General features: G+C 70.9%; 14 protein-coding genes and 1 tRNA gene. 7 read left to right on the top strand and 8 right to left on the bottom strand.

Annotated features, from left to right (window positions below; translation table 11 throughout):
* Positions 1-24: 24 nt before the first annotated feature.
* The gene (gene pyk / locus ABD213_RS02195) at positions 25-1,473 is read left to right on the top strand and encodes a pyruvate kinase (RefSeq protein ID WP_344323742.1); all 1,449 of its coding nucleotides are present in this window, start codon (positions 25-27) and stop codon (positions 1,471-1,473) included.
* 51 nt (positions 1,474-1,524) lie between these two features.
* The gene (locus ABD213_RS02190; RefSeq protein WP_344324680.1) at positions 1,525-1,932 is read left to right on the top strand and encodes a DUF3072 domain-containing protein; all 408 of its coding nucleotides are present in this window, start codon (positions 1,525-1,527) and stop codon (positions 1,930-1,932) included.
* On the opposite strand, the gene ABD213_RS02185 is transcribed toward ABD213_RS02190, so the two are convergent.
* Positions 1,914-1,997: transfer RNA gene (locus ABD213_RS02185), tRNA-Leu, on the bottom strand. The two genes, ABD213_RS02190 and ABD213_RS02185, sit on opposite strands and share 19 nt — an antisense overlap.
* Before the next feature lie 28 nt (positions 1,998-2,025).
* Here ABD213_RS02185 and ABD213_RS02180 point away from each other — a divergent pair.
* Together ABD213_RS02180 and ABD213_RS02175 are read left to right on the top strand one after the other, a co-directional pair.
* Positions 2,026-2,673 (top strand): ANTAR domain-containing response regulator, encoded by a 648-nt coding sequence (locus ABD213_RS02180; RefSeq protein ID WP_344323740.1) that lies wholly within the window; start codon positions 2,026-2,028, stop codon positions 2,671-2,673.
* A gap of 140 nt (positions 2,674-2,813) precedes the next feature.
* Positions 2,814-4,073, top strand: coding sequence for an ABC transporter substrate-binding protein (locus ABD213_RS02175; RefSeq protein WP_344323737.1), 1,260 nt, complete (start codon positions 2,814-2,816; stop codon positions 4,071-4,073).
* A 401-nt stretch (positions 4,074-4,474) separates the two neighbouring features.
* Here ABD213_RS02175 and ABD213_RS02170 read toward each other — a convergent pair whose 3' ends face one another.
* From ABD213_RS02170 to ABD213_RS02150, 5 genes are all read right to left on the bottom strand, one after another.
* Entirely contained in the window at positions 4,475-5,263 is a 789-nt protein-coding gene (locus tag ABD213_RS02170; RefSeq protein WP_344323735.1) for an ABC transporter ATP-binding protein, read from the bottom strand.
* Positions 5,260-6,162 carry an ABC transporter ATP-binding protein gene (locus tag ABD213_RS02165; protein WP_344323733.1) on the bottom strand — a complete coding sequence of 301 codons (903 nt, stop codon included), beginning with the start codon at positions 6,160-6,162 and terminating at the stop codon, positions 5,260-5,262. Before ABD213_RS02165 ends, ABD213_RS02170 begins: the two co-directional genes overlap by 4 nt.
* Positions 6,152-7,147, bottom strand: a complete 996-nt coding sequence (locus ABD213_RS02160) for a branched-chain amino acid ABC transporter permease (RefSeq protein WP_344323731.1) — start codon at positions 7,145-7,147, stop codon at positions 6,152-6,154. Before ABD213_RS02160 ends, ABD213_RS02165 begins: the two co-directional genes overlap by 11 nt.
* 10 nt (positions 7,148-7,157) lie before the next feature.
* Positions 7,158-8,498, bottom strand: coding sequence for an ABC transporter permease subunit (locus tag ABD213_RS02155; protein ID WP_344323729.1), 1,341 nt, complete (start codon positions 8,496-8,498; stop codon positions 7,158-7,160).
* A gap of 143 nt (positions 8,499-8,641) precedes the next feature.
* Positions 8,642-9,415, bottom strand: a complete 774-nt coding sequence (locus ABD213_RS02150) for a DUF554 domain-containing protein (RefSeq protein ID WP_344323727.1) — start codon at positions 9,413-9,415, stop codon at positions 8,642-8,644.
* 139 nt (positions 9,416-9,554) lie between these two features.
* Here ABD213_RS02150 and ABD213_RS02145 point away from each other — a divergent pair, with 139 nt between their 5' ends.
* A complete protein-coding gene (locus tag ABD213_RS02145) occupies positions 9,555-10,154 on the top strand; it encodes a GNAT family N-acetyltransferase (protein ID WP_344323725.1) in 600 nt (199 codons plus the stop codon).
* Positions 10,155-10,214: 60 nt separating this feature from the next.
* Positions 10,215-12,875: a DNA polymerase I gene (gene polA / locus ABD213_RS02140; RefSeq protein ID WP_344323723.1), complete on the top strand. Its 2,661-nt coding sequence runs from the start codon at positions 10,215-10,217 to the stop codon at positions 12,873-12,875.
* A 19-nt stretch (positions 12,876-12,894) separates the two neighbouring features.
* Here the strand turns inward: polA and ABD213_RS02135 are convergent, their stop codons facing one another.
* Positions 12,895-14,436, bottom strand: coding sequence for a hypothetical protein (locus ABD213_RS02135; RefSeq protein WP_344323720.1), 1,542 nt, complete (start codon positions 14,434-14,436; stop codon positions 12,895-12,897).
* Complete coding sequence (locus tag ABD213_RS02130; RefSeq protein ID WP_344323718.1) at positions 14,433-15,638, bottom strand: MATE family efflux transporter; 1,206 nt, start codon at positions 15,636-15,638, stop codon at positions 14,433-14,435. Before ABD213_RS02130 ends, ABD213_RS02135 begins: the two co-directional genes overlap by 4 nt.
* Positions 15,639-15,712: 74 nt before the next feature.
* On the opposite strand from ABD213_RS02130, the gene ABD213_RS02125 reads away from it, so the two are divergent.
* Entirely contained in the window at positions 15,713-17,410 is a 1,698-nt protein-coding gene (locus ABD213_RS02125) for an MmpA family trehalose lipid delivery protein (RefSeq protein WP_344323716.1), read from the top strand.
* The last annotated feature ends 32 nt before the right edge of the window (positions 17,411-17,442 follow it).

Raw genomic sequence — 17,442 nt, 5'->3', positions numbered from 1 at the left:
CCACCGGGTCGATAGGGTCGAGACGTGCGTAGAGCCAAGATCGTCTGCACCCTCGGACCCGCCGTCGACACGGCGGACCGCATCCTCCAACTGGCCGAGGCCGGCATGGACGTTGCGCGGCTCAACATGAGCCACGGTGACCACGCCGACCACGAGAGCAACATCGCCCACGTGCGCGCCGCCGCCGAGCGGACGGGCAAGGCCATCGCGCTGCTCGCCGACCTCCAGGGCCCCAAGATCCGGCTCGGCCGGTTCTCCGGTGGCCCGGTCGAGCTGACGCTCGGTGATCGCTACACCATCACGACCGACGACGTCGACGGTGACGGCACGCGGTGCTCCACCACGTACAAGGGCCTCCCGGGCGACGTCTCGCCCGGCGACGAGATCCTCATCGACGACGGCCGCGTGCGCCTGCGTGCCCTCGAGGTCAACGGCAACGACGTCGTCACCACCGTCGAGGTGCCCGGCGCCATCAGCAACAACAAGGGGCTCAACCTGCCCGGCGTGGCGGTGAGCGTCCCGGCGATGAGCGACAAGGACGTCACCGACCTCCGGTTCGCCCTCGAGCAGGGCGTCGACTTCGTCGCTCTGTCGTTCGTGCGCAACGGCCGTGACGCCGACGACGTGCGTCGCGTCATGCGCGAGGTCGACATCCACCGTCCGGTGATCGCCAAGATCGAGAAGCCGCAGGCGGTGGAGAACCTCGACGAGATCATGGACGCCTTCGACGGCGTCATGGTGGCGCGCGGCGACCTCGGCGTGGAGCTGCCGCTCGAGGACGTCCCGATCGTGCAGAAGCTCATCGTCGAGAAGGCCCGCCGCAACGCCAAGCCGGTGATCGTGGCCACCCAGATGCTGGAGTCGATGATCGACGCCCCGCGGCCCACCCGTGCGGAGGCCTCCGACGTCGCCAACGCCGTCCTCGACGGTGCCGACGCCGTGATGCTGTCGGGGGAGACCAGCGTCGGCAAGTACCCGATCCAGACGGTGCGCACCATGGCCCGCATCATCGGCTCCACCGAGGAGCACGGCCTGCCGCGCATGGCCGCCTACACGTGGACGCCCAAGACCCGCACCGGCATCATCGGCCGCGGGGCGTCGCAGGTGGCCGAGGCCATCGGAGCCCGCTACGTCGTCGCCTTCACCACCATCGGTGGGTCGGCGCGCCGCATGGCCCGCTACCGCTCCGACATCCCCATCATCGCCTTCACCCCCGACCCGCTGACCCGCAACCAGCTGGCCCTCACGTGGGGCGTCGAGACGTTCCTCGTCCCGGAGGTCAAGCACACCGACGAGATGGTGATGCAGGTCGACAAGGCCCTCCTGGAGGTCGCCCGGTGCGACGAGGGCGACGAGGTCGTCATCGTCGCCGGCGCGCCTCCCGGCATCCCCGGCTCCACCAACGCCCTGCGCATCCACCGCATGGGCGACGCCATCAACCGCGTCGTCCCCGCGTACAACCTGCCCGAGTAGTCGTTCGGCTCGCAATCGGCCGGGTGCGAGGTAGCGTCGAGGCATGAGCGAATCGAACACAGGAACGAAAGCAGGGCCGCGCGCCGACGAGAGCCCGTCGTCGGACGACGTGATCGGCGCGAGCGCCCCGCGGCCAACACGACCGAGAAGGATCCCGACGACTGGGTCACCGGCGACGAGCCCATGACCGGCGCACAGCGCAGCTATCTCGACACCCTCGCCCGCGACGCCGGCGAGACCCTCCCCGCCGTCGTGCGGCGTGGGGACAGCGGTCTGGTGCGCCCGGACCTCTGCGGTGGCGGCACCCAGCCCTTGCGGCGCGCTCCTCGGGGCGAGCGGGGGCTTCGCGAGCCTTGTGCCGGCGAGCCGGCACCGGGTCGGGCGAGCTTTGCACCGTGCCTGGTCGCGGCTCGGTCGATTCGCTACCTGCTGACTTGGGGTGCCGGGTGCGGGACTTGAACCCGCACGCCCTCTCGGACAACGGTTTTTGAGACCGTCGCGTCTACCGATTCCGCCAACCCGGCTCACCACACGGCCGGATAACCTTCTCACGTGGACGACACCGCAACGGCACCAGCCCCCGACCACCCCCGCGTCGTCATCGCCGAGGACGAGGCCCTCATCCGTCTCGACCTCGCCGAGATGCTCGCCGAGGAGGGCTACGACGTCGTCGGACAGGCCGGCGACGGCGAGCAGGCCGTCCGTCTCGCCCGGGAGCTGCGCCCCGACCTCGTCGTCATGGACGTCAAGATGCCCCGCGTCGACGGCATCACCGCCGCCCAGGAGATCGCCGACGAACGCATCGCCCCCGTCGTCATGCTCACCGCGTTCAGCCAGCGCGACCTCGTCGCACGTGCCAGCGCCGCCGGGGCCATGGCCTACCTCGTCAAGCCGTTCTCGGCCACCGAGCTCGTCCCCGCCATCGAGGTCGCTCGTAGCCGGTTCGCCGAGCTCGCCGCGCTGTCCGACGAGGTCGACGGGCTGACCGACCAGCTCGCCACCCGCAAGGCCGTCGAACGAGCCAAGGCCCTGCTCCAGCAGAGCCTCGACCTCAGCGAACCCGACGCGTTCGGCTGGATCCAGCGCACCGCCATGGACCTGCGGACGTCCATGCGCGAGGTCGCCGAGCGCATCGTCGAGCACGGGGTCACGGGCCACGGGGCCGCCACCAGGGAGCCCGATTCGCGGCAGGACGACTGATCGGATCGCTCGCCGGGTTACAAGTTGACTACGAATGGTCACTTTCGGGCGACTGTCGCCACGCCTGACCCGCTCCCGCACATAGGTTTCCCCAAAAGGACAGGGCCCGCGAGGGTCCACGACGATCCCGGGAGGGACAGATGAAGCGCAGTACCAGGACCATGCGCCTCGCCTCGATCGCAGCGGCCGGCGTGCTCGTGCTCGCCGCGTGCGGCGGCGACAGCGACGATGACGGCGGCGACAGCGCGGCCCAGTCCGAGGCCGACGGCGTGCTGACCTTCGGCTCGCTGCTGCCCCAGACCGGCAGCCTCGCCTTCCTCGGCCCCCCGGAGTTCGCGGGCGTCGACCTCGCGGTCGAGGAGATCAACGAGGCCGGCGGCGTGCTTGGCGAGGACGTCGTCCACGTCAAGGGCGACTCCGGCGACACCGACTCCGGCATCGCACCCGACGAGACCGACCGCCTCCTCGACGCCGGCGCCGACGTCATCATCGGAGCTGCCTCCTCGGGTGTCTCCATGACCGTCATCGACAAGATCATGAACGCCGGTGCGGTCATGTTCTCCCCGGCCAACACCTCGACGTCCTTCGACGAGGGCGACTACGCCGAGCCCGACCTGTACTTCCGCACCGCTCCCTCGGACATCCTCCAGGGCGCCGTGCTGTCGAACCTGCTGATCCAGGACGGCAAGCAGAACGTCGCCATCCTGGCCCGCCAGGACTCCTACGGCGAGACGCTCGCCGAGCAGGTCGGCGAGGGCCTCGAGGCGGCCGGCTCGACCGTCGCGGCCACCGTCTTCTACGGCGAGAACGCGCAGTCCTACGACTCGCAGGTCGCGGACATCGCGGCCAGCGACCCGGACGCCGTGCTGCTCATCGCCTTCGAGGAGACCACGACGATCATCCCGCAGCTCGTCTCGGCCGGTGTCGGTCCGCAGGCGGTCGACACCTACTTCGTGGACGGCAACACCGCCGACTACTCCGAGACGCTCGACGCGGGTCTGCTCGAGGGTGTCAAGGGCACGATCCCCGGCGCCGACTCCAGCCAGGACTTCAAGGACCGGCTGCTGGAGATCGACCCGGACCTCGACAGCTTCGCCTACGCCGCGGAGTCCTACGACGCCGTGATCGTCTCGGCACTGGCCGCCATCGCCGCTGACAGCGACGCCGGCTCCGACATCGCCGAGGAGATCGTCAACGTCACCCGCGACGGCGAGAAGTGCACCACCTTCGCCGAGTGCAAGGAGCTGCTCGAGGCGGGCGAGGACATCGACTACGACGGTGTCTCCGGTCCGATCGAGCTCGGTGAGACCGGCAGCCCGACCGCCGCGTCCATCGGCATCTACGAGTACGACGGCAACAACCAGATCGAGGCGGTCGACTTCATCGACGGCAACATCTGATCGGACGTCCTCGACGTTCGGCCGAGGCCCCCGGGACATCGTCCCGGGGGCCTCGTCGTGTCTCCGGGCGAGCGCAGCTCGGGGTGACGCGTCCCGACGCTGCCGGGACCTCATGGTCTCGATACGCGGGACCTGCTCCTGCGTCGCCGTCCCACGACTCGACCAGCGAGGTGGTGGGTGCGCCGGCCTCGGGTGGGGTGACGGGATGTCGGTGGTCGGGCAGGGCTGACGAGATGTCGGTGGTCGAGTAGGGGGCGGGGCGACGCAGGAGCGCCTCGACCCGTATCGAGACCCGGACCCGGGACGGTGCTCGCCTCGCGCTGCGACCAGGTCACCGCACGACGACGCCGCCCTCCCCTCGGGAGAGCGGCGTCGTGGGCCGTGCCGTGGCGCGGGCGGCGTCAGTCCGTCTTGGCGCCGAGGGTGCCCAGGTACAGCTGGATGACCTTGGGGTCGTTGGCGAGGGCCTTGCCCGTGCCGGAGTAGGCCGTCGTGCCGTGGTCGAGGACGTAGCCGCGGTCGCAGATCTGCAGGCACCGCTTCGCATTCTGCTCGACCATGATCACCGAGACGCCCGCCTTGTTGATGTTGCGGGTCTGCAGGAACACCTCGTCCTGGAGCACGGGGGACAGGCCGGCCGACGGCTCGTCGAGCAGCAGCACCTGCGGGTCCATCATGAGCGCACGACCCATGGCGACCATCTGGCGCTCACCACCGGACAGGGAGCCTGCGCGCTGCTTGCGGCGCTCGCCCAGACGCGGGAAGACGTCGGTGACGAACGCGAACCGCTCGGTGAACTTCTTGGGCTCCTGGTAGCAGCCCATCTCGAGGTTCTCCTCGATCGTCAGGCTGGGGAACACGTTGTTCGTCTGCGGGACGAACCCGATGCCTGCGGTCACGAGCGTGTCGGCCCGCTGGTTGGTGATCTCCTTGCCCTTGAGGGTCACCGTGCCGCTGTGGATGGTCACGAGCCCGAACAGCGACTTCAGCAGCGTCGACTTGCCCGCCCCGTTCGGGCCGATGATGCCGACGAGCTCGCCGGGCTGGCAGTACAGGTCGGCGCCGTTGAGGATGTTGACACCTGGCAGGTAGCCGGCGATCAGGTTGTCGGCCCGAAGGACGGCGCCGTCGGCACCGGCGAGGTGCTTGTCGCGCTCGACCTGCGCGTCGGGACTCAGCTGCTCGCTCATGAGCGGTCTCCTTCGTCGAGCTCGGCCTCGGCCTCGTGCTCCAGGCCGGCCTCGTCGAGCTCGGTGATGTCGGTGTCGTGGTGCGCGCCGAGGTAGGCGTCGATGACGGCCTGGTTGCTCATCACCGCGTCGGGGGTCCCCTCGGCGACGATCTGGCCCTGGGCCATGACGATCACCCAGTCGGAGATGTCGCGAACCATGTCCATGTCGTGCTCGACGAACAGGACGGTGCGGCCCTCGTCGCGCAACGACTTCACGTGCCCCAGCAGGGACTGCTTCAACGCCGGGTTCACACCGGCCATCGGCTCGTCGAGCATGATCAGCTCAGGGTCGACCATGAGGGCGCGCGCCATCTCCAACAGCTTGCGCTGGCCGCCGGACAGCGACCCGGCGAAGTCCTCGCGCTTGGCGTCCAGCTTGAACCGTGCGAGCAGCTCGTCGGCGCGGGTGGTCAGCTCGTCCTCCGCCGAGCTCCACAGGCCCTTGAACGGGGCGAGCCAGAAGCGTTCACCGCGCTGGCCCGTGCCGCCGAGACGCATGTTCTCGATGACCGTCATCTTCGACAGCACCTTGGTCAGCTGGAAGGTGCGCACCATGCCGAGCCGGGCGACCTTGTAGGCCGGGACCTTGGCCAGGGAGTGGCCGTTGAAGGACCACGTGCCGGAGTCGGGGACGTCGAACCCGGTGAGCAGGTTGAACAGCGTGGTCTTGCCCGCACCGTTCGGACCGATCAGTGCGGTGATGACGCCGCGCTGGATCTCGATGTGCTCGACGTCGACGGCCCTGAGGCCGCCGAACGTCCGGGTGATGCCCGAGCCCTTGACGATGGGGTCGGGCTTGGGCACGCCGGGGGAGTTCTCGACCCCGGCGAGTGCATCCTGCGAGGTCTCAGCGGGCATCGATCGCCAGCTCCTTCCGGTCTCCGAAGATCCCTTGTGGTCGGTAGATCATCAGCAGCATCAGTCCGAGTCCGACGAGGATGAGTCGCACCACGCTGGCCTGGACGTCGGTCATCGCCCAGGTGGGGATGAGCGGGTCCGCACCGGAGGTGGCCTGGCCGAAGAAGGTGCCGAGTCCGGACATGAGGAACCAGAAGATCATCGCTCCGACGACCGGGCCGAGGACGCGTGCGGCGCCACCGATCAGCAAGGCCGTGTAGGCGAAGAACGTGAACTGGGTGGAGTAGTCCGTCGGCACGACCGACGCCTGCTTGAGGGCGTAGAAGATGCCGGCGATGCCACCGAACAAGCCACCGAGGATGAGCGCCTGCATCTTGTAGAAGAAGACGTTCTTGCCCAGGGAGCGGACGGCGTCCTCGTCCTCGCGGATGGAGCGCAGGACGCGGCCCCAGGGGCTGCGCATGAGCGCCCAGACGAGGATGCAGCCGAGCGCGACGAGCGTCCAGCCGACGGTCATCGACCACAGGTCGTCGGCGCGGAACCGCACGATGCCGAGGTCGAGTCCGGAGGAGTACGGGTTGAAGTCCTGGAACGTCCGCGCGTAGCCGTTGAGGCCGTTGGTGCCGCCGAAGACGTCCTTGTACTCCACGGCGCCGAAGATGAGGCGCAGGATCTCCGCCGTCGCGATCGTGGCGATGGCGAGGTAGTCCGCTCGCAGCCGCAGCGTGGGGACGCCCAGGACGATCGCCAGGACGATCGGTGCCATCAGGCCGATGGCGATGCCGAGCCAGAACGGGAACTCGAGCGTCACCACGGTGACGGCGAGGCCGTACGCACCGACGGCCATGAAGCCCGCCTGGCCGAAGTTCAGCAGACCGGTGTAGCCGAAGTGGATGTTGAGCCCGATGGCCGCGAGGGCGAACACGATCGCCTGCGGTCCGAGGGCGGAGGAGAAGGCCGATGTCAGTACCTGCATGAAGTCCATGTCCGCCCCCTCAGCCGATTCGCTCGCGTCGACCGAGGATGCCCTGCGGTCTGATCAACAGGATGAGGATGAGCACGATGAGCGCTCCTACTTCCTTGATGGACGAGGGGACCCCGAACAAGGGGCCGACCTCGTAGAGCAGGCCGATGATCATGGAGCCGACCAGCGCACCCCAGATGGTGCCGAGGCCACCGAGGGTGACTGCGGCGAAGACGAGCAGCAGCAGCTTGAACCCCATGAGGAAGTTCACCTGGCTGTTGATCGCCAGCAGCGCCCCGGAGAGGGCGGTGAGCGCGGTGCCGAGGATCCACACCGATCGGACGACGCCGTCGACCCGCATGCCCGACGACGCGGACAGGGCCGGGTTGTCGGCGACGGCGCGCATCGCCTTGCCGAGGCGAGTCTTCATCAGCGCGATGCACGTGATGGTGAGGACCACGGCCGCGACCACGATGATGCCGAGCTCCTTGGGGGCCAGGTTGATGAAGCCGAGGTACTCGTCGCGGCGCTGGGCGCCGTACTCCGAGAGCGAGCGCCGCGAGCCGCCGAAGGTGTACTGGTAGATGAAGCGCAGGAAGAGCCCGAAGCCGATCGAGACGATCATCATCGCGATGACGCCGATGCCCTTGTTGCGCAACGGCTTCCACAGGACCTTGTCCTGCAGGTAGCCGAACACGGCGCCGGCCAGCACCGCCGCAACCACGGCGTAGATGACCGGCAGCCCGAGCCCTCGGTTGGCGACGTAGGTGGCGATCGCGCCGAAGGTGATCAGCTCGCCGTGGGAGAAGTTCGTGAGCTTCGTGGTGCCGAAGATCAGGTTCAGGCCGAGCGCCGCGAGCGCGACGATGAGGCCGAACTTGATGCCGCCGAGCGTGGCGGTGACGAGCCGCTCGGCGAACGGCGTCTGGACCCGCTCCTCAGCTCCGATCTGGAACTGCGCGAAGTTGCCGCCGTCGAGCAGGGCGTTGACGGTGCGCTCGGTGCTGCCGTCGAACTGGATGCCGGCCGGCAGGGTCGTCGGATCGATGCTGACGACGTAGGAGCCGCGCTCGGGGATGGGGATGAAGACCCGGCCCTCGGGGCCGGTGACGCCCTCGGCGACGGCCTGGCCCTCGGGTGACTGGACCGTGAGGGTCACCCCTGGGAGCGGCGCTCCGTCGTCGGCGCTGTTGAGCAGCGTGACGCCGATGTAGGGGCCGTCCTGCGGGGGCGTGTTCGCCTCGCCGGGGGGTTCTTCGGTGGCGGTACCCGGGCTCGGCGTCGGCGCCTCGGTCGCCCCGGCACCGATGGGTGCACAGAGGACCAGCAACGCCAGGAACGCCGAGACGAGGACCTTGAGTGTCAGTCGCACGCAGGACTCCTGGTGGTGATGGAGAGCGCTCGTGGCGCAGTCGTCCGAGGGAGCATAACGCCGCCAGGGAGTCACGTGTCCCGGTCGAGGAAGTTGAGAGGTAACGGTTCTGTGAAGTTGCGCCGCGGCGGATCGACGCGGCATCAAGCCACGACGACGGCGAGCTGGGTGAGCACGGGCGCGACGAGCAGCGCCGGCAGCAGGTCCGCCACAGGGATGCGCTTGACGTCGAGCAGGCGCAGGGCGACGCCGACGAGGATGAGTCCGCCCGTGGCGGTGACCGCGAGCAGGTGCGCCTCGGGCAGCAGCGAACCGATCGCGACGCCCAGCAGCGTCAGGCTCCCCTGGATGACGCCCACGGACAGGGCCGAGGCCATGACGCCGATGCCGAAGGACGCGGCGAAGGCGAGGGACGCGAACCCGTCGAGCACGGACTTCAGCAGCAGCTGGTCGGGGCCGTTGCCGAGGCCCTCGTTGAGGGAGCCGACGATGGTCAGGGGGCCGACGCAGAAGACCAGGGAGCTGATGACGAAGCCCTCGATGAAGCGTCGGCGGGCAGCGTCGTCGTCGCTGCTCGAGCGCGCCCCCGCACGGCTCAGGCGCTGCTGCAGCCACCCCCCGAGTGCCTCGACGCGGTCCTCGAGGCGCGCCCACGCACCGAGGATGGCCCCGACGGCGAGGGACCCGAGCACGACCAACGTCGGTGCTCCCCGGCCGGTGGCCTCGACCAGGGCGGGAGCGAAGACGTCCAGCGCGGCGTCGGCGGCGATCAGCAGGGTCACGAGGCCGAGCGCTGTGGTCACGGCGGTCCGCACGCGCTCGGGCAGGCGGTGCCCGACGAGGAGCCCGAGTCCGGACCCGAGCAGGACCGTGAGGACGTTGACGGCCGTCCCGGTGCCGATGACGGCGCTGGTCACCGGATCGCCGCTCGCGCGCCGCTGCCTGGGTCGGCCACCCTGTACCCTCCTCGTGTCGGACCGACCGGTCCGGTCCGTGTCCGGGCGTCAGTCTGACACCTCCTCCGGACCGCTCGCCCCCTCGATCCTCGGAGGTGCCATGTCCGCACGGACCCCCGTCGTGCTGCGCGACGCCACGGTCGACGACGCACCGGCGCTGGCGGCCCTGTGGATCAAGAGCGTGGAGGACTCCGCAGACGGCAGCGACGGTCCGGCGCAGGGGCTGTGGCGCGAGCCCACCGACGTGGAGGCGCGCGAGGCCCTCGCCCTGCAGCTGTCGAACCCCCGCAAGCGCATCATCGTCGCACTCGTCGACGACGTCGTCGTCGGAGCAACGGTGTGCGAGCTGACCACGGTCTCGCCCGTGTCGATGATCCGGGTCCTGCTGGTGACCGAGATCCAGGTCGACCCCGAGCACCGACGCCGCTCGGTGGCGTTGACGTTGCTGTCGGCCGCCGCCTCGTACGGCGAGGAGGAGGGCGTCGAGGTGGTCATGGCGGCCATCCCGACGCAGGCGCGCGAGCCGCACCGCTACCTCACCAAGATCGGGTTCAGCCAGGTCGCCGTCGTGCGGGCCATCCAGGCCAGCAAGCTGCGCTCGCAGGTATCCTCGCGGGCCACGCAGTCGCGCGACACCGGCCGCCTCATCGCGGTACGGCGGACCCTGCGCCGACGCCAGGGCGAGCGCCCCCGCGGGTGAGAGCACGAGCGGCGACGCCGCGGCGCGAGGACGTCGGTCCGACCCTCTAGAGTCGGCGGGGTGGATCGACTCCTGCTGATCGACGGCCACTCCGTCGCCTACCGTGCCTTCTTCGCCCTGCCGGTCGAGAACTTCTCCACCTCCACGGGCCAGCACACGAACGCGGTCTTCGGGTTCACCTCGATGCTCATCAACGTCCTGCGCGACGAGCAGCCCACGCACGTCGCGGTCGCGTTCGACGTCTCGCGCCAGACGTTCCGTGCGCAGGAGTACGCCGAGTACAAGGCGAACCGCAGCACGAGCCCGGCGGAGTTCCGCGGCCAGGTCGACCTCATCAAGGAGGTCGTCGAGGCGCTCGGCATCACCACCGTGGAGAAGGACGGGTTCGAGGCCGACGACGTCATCGGCACCCTCGCCACGGAGGCGGCGCAGCGCGGCATGGAGGTGCTGATCTGCACCGGCGACCGCGACGCCCTGCAGCTCGTCACCGGCACCACCACGGTGCTCTACCCGCGCAAGGGCGTCTCCGACCTCGTGCGCATGACGCCGGCGGCGGTCGAGGAGAAGTACGGCGTCTCCCCGGAGCACTACCCCGAGATCGCGGCGCTGGTGGGGGAGACGAGCGACAACCTGCCGGGCGTGCCCGGGGTGGGTCCGAAGACGGCGGCCAAGTGGATCAACGCCTACGGCTCGTTGGAGTCGCTCGTCGCCGACGTCGACTCCGTGGGCGGCAAGGCCGGTCAGTCGTTGCGCGACCACCTCGACGACGTCATCCGCAACCGACGCATCAACGCGCTCGTGCGCGACCTGGAGCTCCCGGTGGGTCCGGACGACCTCGCCTTCAGCACCGAGTGGAACCGCGACGCCATCCACCGGGTGTTCGACGCGCTGGAGTTCGCGGCGCTGCGCACGCGCCTGTTCGAGTACCTCGGCGGGGGCGACGAGGCCACGGTCGCCGAGGCGGGGGTCGAGGTCGAGGTCATCACGGCGTCCCCCGGCGGGGTCGGGCCGTGGCTGTCCGAGCACGCCCGCGAGACCGTGGGCCTTCAGGTCGGGGGAGTCGTGCGGCCCGTGGGTTCGCGGGTCGACACCGTGACCGTGGCGGCCGCCGACGGTCCGGCGCTGTGGATCTCCGTCGACGCCCTCGAGGCCGGCGACGAGGCGGCGCTGGCCGCGTGGCTGGCCGACGGGGAGCGTCCCAAGGTGCTGCACGACGCCAAGGGGCAGCTCCACGCCCTCGCGGCGCGGGGGTGGACCACCCGCGGGGTCGTCGCCGACACCGCTCTCGCGGCCTACCTGGTGCGTCCGGACCAGCGCTCCTACGACCTCGCCGACCTCACCCTGCGCCACCTCAAGCGCGAGCTCGTCACGGGCGACGACTCCGGACAGCTCGCCTTCGACGACGACAGCGCGGGGGCGCAGACGTCCGCGCAGCAGGCGCGCGCTGCGCTCGACCTGTGGGGCGATCTGCGTGGACAGCTGGAGTCGGAGGAGTCCCTGACGCTCCTGCAGGAGCTCGAGCTCCCGCTCGTCGACGTCCTGCTCACGATGGAGCACGTCGGCATCGCGATCGACACCGAGCACCTGGACACCCTGCACGCGGAGTTCACCGAGCGGATGGTGACGGCGGCCGACGAGGCGTACGACGTCATCGGCAAGGAGATCAACCTCGGCTCGCCCAAGCAGCTGCAGGCGGTGCTGTTCGACGAGCTCGCGATGCCCAAGACCAAGCGCACCAAGACCGGCTACACCACCGACGCCGACGCGTTGCAGCAGCTGTTCGTCAAGACCGAGCACCCGTTCCTGCAGCACCTGCTGGCGCACCGCGACGTCACGCGGCTGCGCCAGACCGTGGAGGGTCTGCAGAAGACGATCCAGCCGGACGGGCGCATCCACACCACCTACGCGCAGACGATCGCCGCCACGGGGCGGCTGAGCTCGGCCGACCCGAACCTGCAGAACATCCCGATCCGCACCGAGTCGGGCCGGCGGATCCGCGAGGCGTTCGTCGTCGGCGACGGGTTCGAGACGCTGCTGACGGCCGACTACAGCCAGATCGAGATGCGCATCATGGCCCACCTGTCGGAGGACGCCGACCTGATCGAGGCGTTCCGCTCCGGTCGGGACTTCCACACCGTGATGGCCGCCAAGGTCTTCGAGCGCGATCCCGACGACATCGACGGCGGCCTGCGGGCCCGCATCAAGGCGATGAACTACGGACTCGCGTACGGCCTGTCGGCGTACGGGTTGAGCCAGCAGCTGCAGATCTCCACGGGAGAGGCGCAGGCGCTGATGGACGACTACTTCGAGACGTTCGGCGGCGTGCGCGACTACCTCGCCGGTGTCGTCGACGAGGCGCGCCAGACGGGGTTCACGGCCACGATCATGGGACGGCGGCGCTACCTGCCGGACCTGCAGAGCGACAACCGTCAGCGTCGCGAGATGGCCGAGCGGATGGCGCTCAACGCCCCGATCCAGGGCTCGGCGGCCGACATCATCAAGGTCGCGATGCTGGGCGTCGACGCCGCGCTGCGCGAGGCGGCCCTGACGTCGCGGATGCTCCTGCAGGTCCATGACGAGCTCGTGCTCGAGGTGGCGGCCGGCGAGGTCGAGCAGGTCGAGTCGCTCGTGCGCGAGCAGATGGCGGGCGCCGCCGAGCTCTCCGTCCCTCTCGACGTCTCCGTCGGCACGGGACGCACCTGGCACGACGCCGCGCACTGAGACCCGGCCGACGCCCGGGTCAGCGGTCTCCGCGCGGAGACGGCGGACGCTCGCAGTCCGAGGGCGGCAGGGGCGGGCGGTCCTCGGCGCGCAGGACCCACACGTCGATGCCGCAGACCGTGCCGTGCCGCTCGTAGCTCGATCCGATCGTGCGCCGGACCTCACCGTCCTCGTCGAGCCCCCACGAGCTCACGGCGTGCACGACGACGATCCAGGTCGGCGCGTCCGGCCCGGTGAGGACGGCGTGCAGCTCGTCCAGGTCGGGGTCGAGGGTGCGCCGGGGCAGGCTCCAGAGGTGTCGGTAGGGCGTGGAGAGGCCGGAGGCGTGCACCACGTTGGGCGCGCCGTGCATGACGACGATGGTGTCGTCCGGTGCGGCAGCCGCCTGCACGGCGCGACCGACCGTCGTCCCGGTGGCGGTGCCCTGGGTCGCGCTGGGCGTGGCGCCGGTGACGAGCGAGACGGTCAACGGCACGACCATGCCGACCGTGACGAGCCGAGGGACCGCCCCCGTCGACCCGGGCATCGTGCTCAGCAGCGCCACGACCAGCACCGCGGCCGGGGTGAAGACCTGCAGGTAGGAGTCCCAGTAGCTGCCCCCGAGGACGACGCCGGCGGTGTCGACGGCGATGACGGCCAGCAGCGCGAGCCCCACCTCCGGGTGCCGACGCAGCGCAGGGACCAGACGCAGCACGAACCAACCGAGGAGCGGGACGATGCCGGTCACGACGGCCAGGCCGACCAGCCGCAGCGCGCGCGCGGTGTTGGCCTGCGACTCGGTCTCGGAGATGACGGCGTAGGCGTCGGCGCGGAAGCCGAGGAGGACGTCCCACAGCAGCTGGGGCGACACTCCGACTCGCGCCCCCCACAGCAGCACGACGACCAGCGGGAGCGCCCCGCCGACGACGGTGGCACCGAGGAGCAGGGCTGCAGGGCGTCGCGGCGACACCCCTCGGACGAGACGCGCTGTCATGAGGACGGCGATGAAGACGACACCACCGACGAGGTTCTGCTTCATGCCGACCGCGAGCGTGGCGGCGACCCCGGCGGCGAGCGCGGTCGCCAGCCCGGACCACCGCTCGGTCCGGCGCGTCGACTCCACCGCGAGCCAGCAGGCCACCAGCACGAGGGGTACGCCGAGGGACTCGCTCTTGCCCGCCCAGGTCGCCAGGGTGGTCCACCCGAGGAGGATCACTGCGACGGCCGTGCTCCAGGCGGCCGCCCGTGCCCCGCCGAGCGCGGTGCCGAGCCGGTGGGCCGCCAGCACCGCCGCGACGGCCAGCAGCGCCGAGACCAGGCGCACCCCGTAGCTGCCGAGCAGGGCGTCGGCGACTCGGTAGGTGCCGATGAGGACGGGTGGACGGTCCACCCACAGCGGCCCGTAGAGCGTGCCCGGTCCGGGGTCCCAGTGCCGGGCCACCAGCAGGAAGCCGGCCTCGTCCGGCATCAGCGGCCAGGTGAGCGCCGGCGCGGACAGGGCGAGGATGCCGGCGACGGCGAGCGTCAGGTGCCGTCGCCGCGTGCTCCGCTCGGAGCGTCCGGGCGGCGGACGACCGGTCACGACGCCCGGTGCGACGTCGACTCGCCCGGCAGGAACCACACCACGACGGCGAGCGTCGTGGCCACGGCGACGACGATCGTCACCAGGCCGGTCAGGTGGACGTCGAGCGTGTACGCAGCCACCAGCACCGTCGCGACCGCGCCCCACAGCAGCACGACGATGCCGTGCGCGTGGCGGGCGAGCGCGTCGAAGACGAGGATGTGCACGACGGCGAGCAGGGACCCGGCGAGGGCGAACAGCCACAGACGGTCGGCGATCTCGGCGTACTGTGGCCCGCCGACGAGGATGAGCGCGACCTGCGGGAGCAGTGCGGTCGCTGCGACAGCCACGGTCCCGAGACCGACCACGGCCAGGACCGCCAGACCGCGGGCGCGCCGCGTCTCGTCGCGAGCGAGGGCGGGGAAGACCACCACGCTGACGAACTGCGGGGCGAACAGCGCCGCCTTGGTGAGGATCAGGCCCGCCGCGTACAGGCCGGCCTCGTCGGGCTCGAACCTGTTCCGTGCCACGAGTGCGTCGAGGCTGCTCAGCACGAAGTAGGCGAGCAGTGCATGGGAACCGCCCACGGCTTCACGGACGAAGGCGCGTCGCCCACCCGCCTTCGGGTGCAGCAGGTGACCGCGCAGTAGCGGGAGCCCGGCGAGCACCGGCGCCCAGGCGCCGACGGCGATGCCGACCATCGCGGCGGTCGCGGTCGGCTCGATCGCGACCGCGAGGCTGCCGAAGAGCAGCCGACCGACGCCGTTGGCCAGGTAGATGGCGGTCAGCGCACCCCAGCGCTCGGATCCCTGGGCGATGCCGGCCTGCGCCCCCATCACCGTCAGGGGCACGAGGGTCAGCCCGGCGAGGATCACCGGCCAGGAGGAGTCGAGGCGCAGCACCGGTGTCATCACGACCGACGAGAGGGCGACGAGGGCGCCGACCGTGGTTGCGGCCGCGGCGGTCACGCGCAGGACGGGGCCGATGACGTGCGCTCGGTCCTGCGGCGCGACGGCGATGCGTCGGGCCGTGGCGGCCTGGATGCCGAGGGAGACGACGTTCCCGATGAGGAGCACCCCGAGCAGGGCGATGAGGGCTCCGAGCTCGGCCGGGACCAGTGCGCGTGCCGCAGCGACGGTGAAGACGTAGATGGCGACGTTCATGCCCATCATCCCCGCCGCGACCGTCGTGCCGCTGGAGAGTCGGCTGGTCGCAGAGGTCACCGGGACACCCTAGGTCACAGCGTGTCACCCGGCTTCCCGGTCGCGAGCGGACCCCTGCACCGTAGGCTCGGGCCGTGATCGTGGCGGCCGTGCGACGTGCGCCGGTGCTCCTGTGGTCCGTCGTGCTGGCGCTGCTCGTCGGGTGGCCGTGGCTGCGCGACGGGCTGGTCCTCGCCTACGACATGGTGTGGGTGCCACGCTGGGACCTCACCCGTCCGGACCTGTGGGGTCTCGGGTCGGCACTGCCGCGGGCCGTCCCGTCGGACGCGGTCGCGGCGGTGGTGTCGTCCCTCGTCGGCTCGACGGTGGCTCAGCGGGTCGCGCTGTTCGGTGGTCTGCTGCTCGCCGCGACGGGCGGGGCGCGTCTGGTTCCGCGGGCGTCGACGGCCGCCAGGCTCGCGGCAGCGACCCTGGCCGTGTGGAACCCGTACGTCGCCGAGCGGCTCGCCATCGGCCAGTGGCCGATGGTCCTCGCCTACGGAGCACTGCTCTGGCTCACGGCGGAGCTGCGGTCGGGCCGTCCCAGGCTCCACGTCGTGACGCTCGCCGTCGTCGGCACGGCGCTCACCCCGGCGAGCGGGGTGATGGGGGCCGTCGTCGTCCTGGTGCTGCTCGCCCGTCGTGGGGCTGGCCGACTCCTCCTCGCAACGGCGCTCGTGACGATGGCCAACGCGCCGTGGTGGGTCGCCTCGCTGCTCGGGTCGTCGCTACCGCCGGACCCGGCGGGGGTCGAGCTGTTCGCGCTGCGGGGCCAAGGACTCCTCGGGCACCTCGGGGCGGCGCTGAGTCTTGGAGGCATCTGGAACGGTGAGGTCGTCGATGCGACGAGGGGAGCCTTCCCGGCCGTGCTCCTGGTCGTCGGGGTGTGGGTGGTCGCCGTGGTCGGACTCGTGGCTCGCCGCGGGTCCCTCGGTCCACTCGGTGTCCTCGCCGCGACCGGTCTCGTCATCGCCTGCGCAGGGTGGCTGGCGCCCGGGGCGATGGAGCGACTGGTGGAGGCCTGCGGTCCGGCGGCGCTGCTGCGAGACGGTGCCAGGTTCCTCGCCCTCGCGGCTCCGCTGCTCGTCGTCGGGTTCGGCCGGGGGATCGACGTCGCCCTGGGGCACGCCAGGCGCCACGGACTCGCCGCCGTGCCGATCGTGGTCGGTCTGCTCCTTCCCGTCGCCGCGCTGCCCGGTCTCGTCTCCGGGGTCGGGGGCCGACTGGAGCCGGTCACGTACCCCGCGTCGTGGGACGAGGCGCGGACGGTCGTCGCCGCGAGCGACGTCCCCGGCGACCTCCTCGTCCTGCCGTTCGCCGCGTACCGGGCACCGGAGTGGAACGGGTCCAGACCGGTGCTCGACCCGGCCGGCCGCTTCTTCCCGCGCCCGACCGTCGTCGACGACCGCCTCCTGGTCGACGGGACGATCGTCAGGGGCGAGGACCCGCGTGCGGCGCAGGTGCGGGTGGCACTGTCGTCGGACGACCCGCCGCGGGCGCTCGCGGACCTGGGGATCGGGCTCGTCGTCCTCGACACGACCGCACCCGAGGCCGACGAGGCCCGCACCCTCGTCGTCGGCCTGGAGCGGCTGGGTGGATCGGATCTCGTGGTCCTTCAGGTGCCGGAGGTTGCCGTGGACCGGGAGACTGCGCTGCCCGCGCGAGTCCTGGTCGGGGCCGGTTGGTCGTGCTTCACGCTCCTGCTCCTCGTCGGCGTCGGCGGGACGGTGCGCGACGTCGGTCGCGCGATGCGCTCCTCCGGGACACGGGCCCGGGCCGACGAGAGTCCTTGACGGCACGCGGACCACGGTTCGACTTGTTGTGC

The organism is Aeromicrobium halocynthiae, from assembly GCF_039531385.1.
GTDB lineage: Bacteria > Actinomycetota > Actinomycetes > Propionibacteriales > Nocardioidaceae > Aeromicrobium > Aeromicrobium halocynthiae.
This window is presented reverse-complemented; position numbering and strand designations above follow the sequence as displayed.

Coding starts and splice junctions, on each gene's coding strand:
- ABD213_RS02165 (WP_344323733.1), bottom strand. CDS start 6,162: ATGCCCGCTGAGACCTCGCAGGATGCACTCGCCGGGGTCGAGAACTCC.
- ABD213_RS02175 (WP_344323737.1), top strand. CDS start 2,814: ATGAAGCGCAGTACCAGGACCATGCGCCTCGCCTCGATCGCAGCGGCC.
- ABD213_RS02170 (WP_344323735.1), bottom strand. CDS start 5,263: ATGAGCGAGCAGCTGAGTCCCGACGCGCAGGTCGAGCGCGACAAGCAC.
- ABD213_RS02145 (WP_344323725.1), top strand. CDS start 9,555: ATGTCCGCACGGACCCCCGTCGTGCTGCGCGACGCCACGGTCGACGAC.
- ABD213_RS02160 (WP_344323731.1), bottom strand. CDS start 7,147: ATGGACTTCATGCAGGTACTGACATCGGCCTTCTCCTCCGCCCTCGGA.